We start from the raw sequence: 7,020 nt of genomic DNA on the forward strand, positions 1-7,020 counted from the left end.
CCCCCCCCCCCCCCCCCCCCCCCCCCCCCCCCCCCCCCCCCCCCCCCCCCCCCCCCCCCCCCCCCCCCCCCCCCCCCCCCCCCCCCCCCCCCCGGGGCCGGAGGGGTCGCGGACCAGGTCTCCGGGTGGGGACGTCGAGGCGCTGCCGAGGGTGAGGTGGGTGGTGTCGGCGCTCAGGGAGTGTGTGGTGCCGCTCTGGTCCAGGAGTTCAGCTGTCACGGACGCGGTGTCCGACGGGTGCAGCGTCAGTTGTTCGGCGGGGAAGAGGGTGACGTGGGGGTCGTCGCGGATCTCCTCGGTCTTGTAGTCGTCGGCCGCCGGGTACGCAACCAGCAGGCGGGTGCGGCCACGGGGCGGGCGCGCAGGAACGTACCGATCGGGCGGTCGCCGCCGAGGACTAGAAAGGTACGTCCCGCCGCGCTCTCCGCCCCGGCCCGCCAGAGCGGACGGCGGGGCAAGGCCGGGCGGGGCGGTGATCCAGGGGACGTCACCGGTGGCCACGATCGCGTGGGGCGCGGTCAGTCGGCGGCCGTCGTCGAGAATGGCGGTGACGTGGTCCTCGTGGGCGCGCAACTCGGTGACGTACCAGCCGAGTTCGATGCGACAACGGCTCGGTGCCGTGCAGTTCCGCCGTGATGGCGGTGGCCAGCGCGGTGCCGTCGGTGTGGCCGCCCAGGACGTGTTCAGCGCCGGGAGCCGGTACAGGTTGCGGCACAGGGCATCCGGCTCGATCAGGACCGAGCCGGATGCCCACGCCCGCCGCCGTACGGGCCGCCGCGCAGCCGACCGGGCCTCCGCCGACGACAAGGAGATCGGTGTCAAAGAGATGAGTGCGCCTGGTGGAGCGGGGCGGGGCGGACATGGAGTTATTTCAGCACTTCGGTATTGATGAGGTGGCGCATGCTGTGGCGGAGGGGACTGGCCAGAGGTCCCGAAAGACTCAGTGCTGCTCGGAGTCTGTGCGGAGGCACTGATAAAGCAGGGATGAGCGGGGAGCTCCTGGAAGCGTCCAAAGCCTCAGGAACACCCCACCGTTCACATGTTGTTGACGACTGGGGCGACTCTCGGCGCGGGCTGAGGGCGGAGGGTGGCTAGAGGTGGGCTGACTGCCAGCCACACTCTCCGCTCGGGAGCGTCAGGACCAGTACCAGGATCAAGACCAGGATGATGCCTCCCGCCGACGGTGCAGATGTCGGAGTAGGCAGCAGAGTGATTAGGGAGAGAAGGGTGTCGAGTGGCAGCGCTGCCATGAAGGCTCCAGGTGTGCGAATGTCGGCGCTCACGTCGGAGGCCGCTCTGAGTTGTTGTCTGCCTGGTCCAACGAGGGAGGGGAGTGCAAGACACGGGAGCGGCGGATGTGATCACGTGAAATTTGGTTGAAAATTAAACTTTTTTAGTTCAACCGGTACTCTCCCCAGTTCATTTTCAATGCGGCCACAGCTCGAATCGGCTAGTCCCAAACCCCGCGCGCGCGGGGACCACGTACATCGTTACTCACCCCAAGGGGCACCCCCGCGAGTGCAGGGAGCTAGAGGGCTGTCGCTCTGACACGGCAGTCCTTGCAATGCGCGAACGCCCCCTCGGTCTGCGTTTCCGCAAGCCGAGAGGGCGTCGATGGCGGTAGCGGAGGGATTTGAACCCTCGGTGAGTTTCCCCACACTCGCTTTCGAGGCGAGCTCCTTCGGCCGCTCGGACACGCTACCGAGAGAGAGCTTAGACCATCACCGGCCGTGGACAGAAATCCGTTCCCGGGGGGCTGCGGGGGCGGGACGTCAGGAGGCGCGGAAGAAGGACGTCAGGAGGGCCGCGCACTCCGGTTCCAGCACGCCCTGGATGACCTCCGGGCGGTGGTTGAGGCGGCGGTCGCGCACGAGGTCCCAGAGGGAGCCCGCCGCGCCCGCCTTCTCGTCGCGGGCGCCGTAGACCACCCGGTCCACGCGGGACTGCACCAGGGCGCCCGCGCACATCGTGCAGGGTTCGAGGGTGACGACCAGGGTGCAGCCGGTGAGCCGCCACCGGCCGAGCGCGGCCGCGGCCCGGCGTACGGCGAGGACCTCGGCGTGCGCGGTCGGGTCGCCGGTCGCCTCGCGTTCGTTGTGGCCCGTGGCGAGCAGTGCGCCGTCCGGGCCGAGCACGACGGCGCCGACCGGCACGTCGCCGGCCCGCGCCGCCAGGTCGGCCTCGGCCAGGGCGCGGCGCATGTGCGCCCGCCACGGGTCTCTCACGGGGTCGTGCGGTTGCGGCGGTCCTTGCGGGTGCGGTGCTTCGCTCACCCGCGGACCCTAACGGACGGTCTCCAGGACCTCGGCCGCACCCAGCGCGTCCGCGATCTCCGCCAGCGCGTCCGTGCGCAGCATCAGAAGTTCCGCCTCGGGGAGTCCGAGGTCGGCCAGGATCCGGGTGTCGCCGAGCGGCCCCGCCGGTACGGCGTCGGCGTCGAATCCGTCATCGGTGTCGGTATCGGTATCGGTGTCGTTGTCGGGGGCGGTGTCCGGATCGTCGTCCTCCGAGCCGTCGAGACCGACGAGCTCCTCAAGTGCGGCGATCGTGTCCTCGGCCCCGGGTTCGCGGCCGAGCAGTTCGTCGGTGAGCAGGATCTCCCCGTAGGAGGAGCGGGCGGCGGCGGTGGCGTCCGAGACGAAAATACGGGGGTCGTCCTCACCGTCCACCCGGACGATGCCGAACCAGGCGTCCTCCTGTTCGATGAAGACGAGCACCGTGTCCTCGTCGGGCGAGGCGTCGCGGGCCAGATCCGTCAGGTCGGACAGGGTCTCCACATCGTCGAGTTCCGTGTCGCTCGCTTCCCACCCGTCTTCGGTGCGCGCGAGCAGTGCGGCGAAATACACCGTGACTCTCCCACTTGTCATAGGGGTGTCGGTCCGGCGGGAGGGCATCCGGTGGCCCGGCTGTCCTGTGCCCCGCCCATCGGAATCGTGGCAGAAACATGGGCTTCGCGAGAGGAGTTCGGCCGTTGAGTCGGCCATCAGTTCTGTCGGACGCCGCCAGCAGGGGGACACCGGCGGCACTCGGGTCACCAGCGGAAGGTGCGCATGCGCATGGCCTGACGCATCCGGGCGGCCCTGGCCCGGCGGGGCTGCACCCGGTCGCGGAGCGCCTTCGCCTCGTGCAGTTCGCGCAGGAACTGGGCGCGCCTCCTGCGGCGCGCCGCGTCGCTCTCCTGTTCGTCCTGCGGGACCTGCGGGACCTGCGTGTCCTGCGGGACCGGCGCGTCGGGCCGGTTCCGCTTCGACTTTTCCGCGTCGGGCATCGGCTCATCACCCCAAGGCTGGGACCGTATGCCCCCACCTTCCCTCCGAACGTGTGGTTGATGCCAGCGCACGGGTACGGGGAGCCCGGTTACTGTTGAACCCATGCGGATCCACGTCGTCGACCATCCACTGGTCGCGCACAAGCTCACCACCCTGCGCGACAAGCGCACCGACTCCCCGACCTTCCGGCGGCTCGCCGACGAGCTGGTCACCCTGCTCGCCTACGAGGCCACCCGGGACGTGCGCACCGAGCAGGTCGACATCGACACCCCGGTCACCCCGACGACCGGCGTGAAGCTGTCGCACCCGCGCCCGCTGGTCGTGCCGATCCTGCGGGCAGGACTCGGCATGCTCGACGGCATGGTGCGGCTGCTGCCGACCGCCGAAGTGGGCTTCCTGGGCATGATCCGCGACGAGGAGACGCTCCAGGCCTCCACGTACGCGACGCGGATGCCGGAGGACCTCTCGGGCCGCCAGGTGTACGTCCTGGACCCGATGCTGGCCACCGGCGGCACGCTGGTCGCGGCCATCAAGGAACTGATCGCGCGCGGTGCGGACGACGTCACCGCGGTCGTGCTGCTCGCGGCGCCCGAGGGCGTCGAGGTGATGGAGCGAGAGCTGGAGGGGACGCCGGTCACCGTGGTCACGGCCTCGGTGGACGAGCGGCTCAACGAGAACGGCTACATCGTCCCCGGGCTCGGCGACGCGGGCGACCGCATGTACGGCACGGTCGACTAGGGCCTCTCGTCAATCACTCCGGCAGTGCTGTCGGGCCGCGGCCCGACAGCACTGCCGGAGCCGTTCGTTCCGTCCGGCCAATCGGGGCCGGCGCCCCGGACCCGTCGGGAGAGTCATGGCCCTGGAGATGCGCGACCGCTGCGAACGGTGCGGGAGCGCGGCGCTGCCGCAGGACGCGGCTGCCCGCATCTGCTCCTACGAGTGCACCTTCTGCGTGCCCTGCAGCGATCTCATGCGGAACACGTGCCCCAACTGCGGCGGCGAACTCGTGGCGCGCCCCCGCCGCGCGACGGCCCCCACCACGGCGTAGGGAGCCGGGGGATCGGTACGGCGAAGGGCCCGGCCGGGCCGTCAGCAGGACGGCGCGGGGGCCGGTTTCGTCAGGGCGGCGAGGGCCGCGGCGGCCGACTGCGGCGTGCTGAACGACTTGAACTTCGTACCGAGGATCAGATCGACGTCCCCCGTCTTGCGGGCGTCCGTCTTCGGAGTGGCGCCCTGCAGCTGCGTACCGAGGACCGGGAACGATCCGTTCGCCGCCGACGGGGCACCCAGCAGCACCCCGGGGCCGGGGACCTTCTTGTCGTACGCGGCCGTGGCGTTGCCCACCTTGCCGATGGTGAAACCGCGCTTCTTCAGTTCGTCGGCGGCCTTCTTGGCGAGCCCGCTGCGCGGCGTCGCGTTGTAGACGTTGACGGTGATCTTCGCGGGCTTCGGCAGCGCCTTCGCGGGTGCGGACGGCTTGACGGAGGGGCAGTCCGTCTTGTGGTCGGCGGCGCTGGCCTTCGGGTCGCCGCCGGTGAAGACGTCGATGAGCTGCATCGTTCCCCAGCCGGCCAGCCCGAGGGCGACCACGGAAGCGGTGGCAGCGAGGATCAGTTTGCCGCGACGCCGGGGGCGGCGCATCCGGGGGTACTTGTCACCCGTGATGCGGTACTTTCCGCCCATGCCGGGGGGAGTGAGCATGCTCATGGGCGCAGCGTAGTGCGACCCGGTGATGATGCCTACTAAATGATCAATGGAGCGCACCCGTCCGAGTGCGAAAGCACCCGAACGAACCCCGGGGGTCCGCGGGGAGTGCAGTTGCCGTGGCCCGTACGTCTCGCGGGTCGTCCGGGCCCGGAGGACCGGGGGCGGGGCCCGCTCCGGTCAGCCGAGTTCGAGTACGCGGGCGTGCAGCACCTGGCGCTGCTGGAGCGCGGCGCGGACCGCGCGGTGCAGGCCGTCCTCCAGGTAGAGGTCGCCCTGCCACTTCACGACATGCGCGAACAGGTCGCCGTAGAACGTCGAGTCCTCCGCGAGGAGGGTTTCGAGGTCCAGGTTGCCCTTGGTGGTAACCAGCTGATCGAGGCGGACCGGGCGCGGCGCGACGTCCGCCCACTGCCGGGTGCTTTCCCGGCCGTGGTCGGGATAAGGCCGCCCATTTCCGATGCGCTTGAAGATCACACGGAAAGCCTACCGGGCAAGAGCCTCCGGGCGCAGCCGCGGGGCGGCACTGCGATGCCGGCGAGGGTTCCACAAAAGCGCCCATTGCCGCCATTCCGGAATGAGGCCCGGGGCAAGTGGCGGTGCCGAGCCGGAGGAAGGCGAGCTTCCGGATGAGGGTGACGGTTTCGGCGCGGAGGCGACGCCGGGCAGCGGTTCGAAGTGCAGCGGTTCGAGGAGCAGTCGTTTGAGGGGCAGTGGTTCGAGGAGCGGTCGTTTGGGGCGCGGTCGTTTGAGGGGCGGTGATCCGAGGGGCGGTGATCCGAGGGGCGGGAGTGAGGCGGTGCGGGCCGGGCCCGGGCGGCCGGTACGGGGCTGTCGCCGATGGCGTCGTCGTCGTACCGGCCGTTCCTCCGGATGCCCGAAGGGGCAGCGGCGGCTGCCCCCGGCCGACGGGGTCCGGGCTGGACGGGGCGTCGGCCCGTCATGAAGGTGGAGTGGTGAGGCCATCACGACGTGCCCTCGACCGGGGCGCGGTCAGGGGAGATGACGATGCACGCACAGGAATGGGACCGGGAACACGACCACGAGCGGGATCACGGGCACGGCCACGAGCACGACGAGGCGCCGCACGCGTCGGGGGCGGCCGGGGGCCGGGAGCCGGCGGGCACCCCGCACCTCTACCGCGCCGCCGCCGCAGGGCGGGCCGATGTGGTCGGGACGGGCGGCATGAGCGTGCTCCAACGCGCCGTCGGCAACAGTGCCGTGGGGGCGGTGATCCAGCGCAAGGAGCAGGAGCAGCAGGAGGAGCGCTCCTCCGTGCACGACGTGGTCTCCTCCGGCGGCGGGCAGCCCCTGGACACCGACACCCGTGCCGACATGGAGCAGCGGATGGGCGCGGACTTCTCCGACGTGCGCGTCCACACGGACTCCGCGGCGCACGAGTCGGCGAAGGGGGTGGGCGCCCACGCGTACACGGTCGGCAACAACGTCGTCTTCCAGCGGGACGCCTACGACCCGTCCTCGTCGCAGGGCCGCACCACGCTGGCCCATGAGCTGACCCACGTCATCCAGCAGCGCAACGGCCCGGTGGAGGGCACGGAGGCGCCGGGCGGCATCCGGGTGAGCGACCCCTCCGACCGGTTCGAGCGGGAGGCCGTGGCCAACGCCGACCGGGTGCTCTCGGACCCGGCCCCGGCACCGGCCGCGACGACGGCCCCCGCCGCCCCGGCCCCCGCCGCCCCGGCGCCCGCCGTGCAGCGGTCCGCGACGGAGGACGAGGACGAGCAACCGGCCGATGTGCAGGGTTCGTTCGTCCAGCGGGAGAAGAAGGGCACCGAGGAGGAGGAAGAGGCCCCGCCCGAGTGACCTCGTCAGGGGCCGGTCCGCCGTACCGGTCCGTCGTACCGGTCCGCTGTACTGGTTCGGCGTACCGGTTCTTCCGGAGCGGGTTGTACGACGTGCGCCGCGGGGGGGGGGGGGGGGGGGGGGGGGGGGGGGGGGGGGGGGGGGGGGGGGGGGGGGGGGGGGGGGGGGCGGGGGGGGGGGCGGGGGCGGCGGGGCGGGGGCGGGGGGGGGGCGCGGGGACCGC

General features: G+C 71.6%; 8 protein-coding genes, 1 tRNA gene and 1 pseudogene. 3 read left to right on the plus strand and 7 right to left on the minus strand.

Features of this window, described 5'->3' with window-relative positions:
* Positions 1–96: 96 nt before the first annotated feature.
* The 5 genes and pseudogenes from ACFYW1_RS38390 to ACFYW1_RS38410 all read right to left on the minus strand — a co-directional run.
* Positions 97–862, minus strand: a pseudogene (locus tag ACFYW1_RS38390) (FAD-dependent oxidoreductase); the annotation flags it as partial.
* 753 nt (positions 863–1,615) lie between these two features.
* Positions 1,616–1,703 (minus strand) — tRNA-Ser (locus ACFYW1_RS38395).
* A 69-nt stretch (positions 1,704–1,772) separates the two neighbouring features.
* A complete protein-coding gene (gene tadA / locus ACFYW1_RS38400) occupies positions 1,773–2,273 on the minus strand; it encodes a tRNA adenosine(34) deaminase TadA (RefSeq protein ID WP_389004377.1) in 501 nt (166 codons plus the stop codon).
* Between the two features lie 9 nt (positions 2,274–2,282).
* Entirely contained in the window at positions 2,283–2,846 is a 564-nt protein-coding gene (locus ACFYW1_RS38405) for a hypothetical protein (protein WP_389004407.1), read from the minus strand.
* 185 nt (positions 2,847–3,031) lie between these two features.
* Positions 3,032–3,268 (minus strand): hypothetical protein, encoded by a 237-nt coding sequence (locus ACFYW1_RS38410; RefSeq protein ID WP_389004379.1) that lies wholly within the window; start codon positions 3,266–3,268, stop codon positions 3,032–3,034.
* A 103-nt stretch (positions 3,269–3,371) separates the two neighbouring features.
* Between ACFYW1_RS38410 and upp the strand changes: the two genes are divergently transcribed.
* Positions 3,372–4,007 carry a uracil phosphoribosyltransferase gene (upp, locus tag ACFYW1_RS38415; protein WP_389004381.1) on the plus strand — a complete coding sequence of 212 codons (636 nt, stop codon included), beginning with the start codon at positions 3,372–3,374 and terminating at the stop codon, positions 4,005–4,007.
* 115 nt (positions 4,008–4,122) lie between these two features.
* Positions 4,123–4,317, plus strand: coding sequence for a DUF1272 domain-containing protein (locus ACFYW1_RS38420; RefSeq protein WP_389004383.1), 195 nt, complete (start codon positions 4,123–4,125; stop codon positions 4,315–4,317).
* A 41-nt stretch (positions 4,318–4,358) separates the two neighbouring features.
* Here the strand turns inward: ACFYW1_RS38420 and ACFYW1_RS38425 are convergent, their stop codons facing one another.
* Together ACFYW1_RS38425 and ACFYW1_RS38430 are read right to left on the minus strand one after the other, a co-directional pair.
* Positions 4,359–4,952 (minus strand): LytR C-terminal domain-containing protein, encoded by a 594-nt coding sequence (locus tag ACFYW1_RS38425; RefSeq protein WP_389004409.1) that lies wholly within the window; start codon positions 4,950–4,952, stop codon positions 4,359–4,361.
* Between the two features lie 201 nt (positions 4,953–5,153).
* Entirely contained in the window at positions 5,154–5,450 is a 297-nt protein-coding gene (locus tag ACFYW1_RS38430; protein WP_072488263.1) for a type II toxin-antitoxin system VapB family antitoxin, read from the minus strand.
* A gap of 525 nt (positions 5,451–5,975) precedes the next feature.
* Between ACFYW1_RS38430 and ACFYW1_RS38435 the strand changes: the two genes are divergently transcribed.
* Positions 5,976–6,797 (plus strand): DUF4157 domain-containing protein, encoded by an 822-nt coding sequence (locus tag ACFYW1_RS38435; protein WP_389004386.1) that lies wholly within the window; start codon positions 5,976–5,978, stop codon positions 6,795–6,797.
* The last annotated feature ends 223 nt before the right edge of the window (positions 6,798–7,020 follow it).

It is taken from the genome of Streptomyces sp. NPDC002669, assembly GCF_042889165.1.
GTDB lineage: Bacteria > Actinomycetota > Actinomycetes > Streptomycetales > Streptomycetaceae > Streptomyces.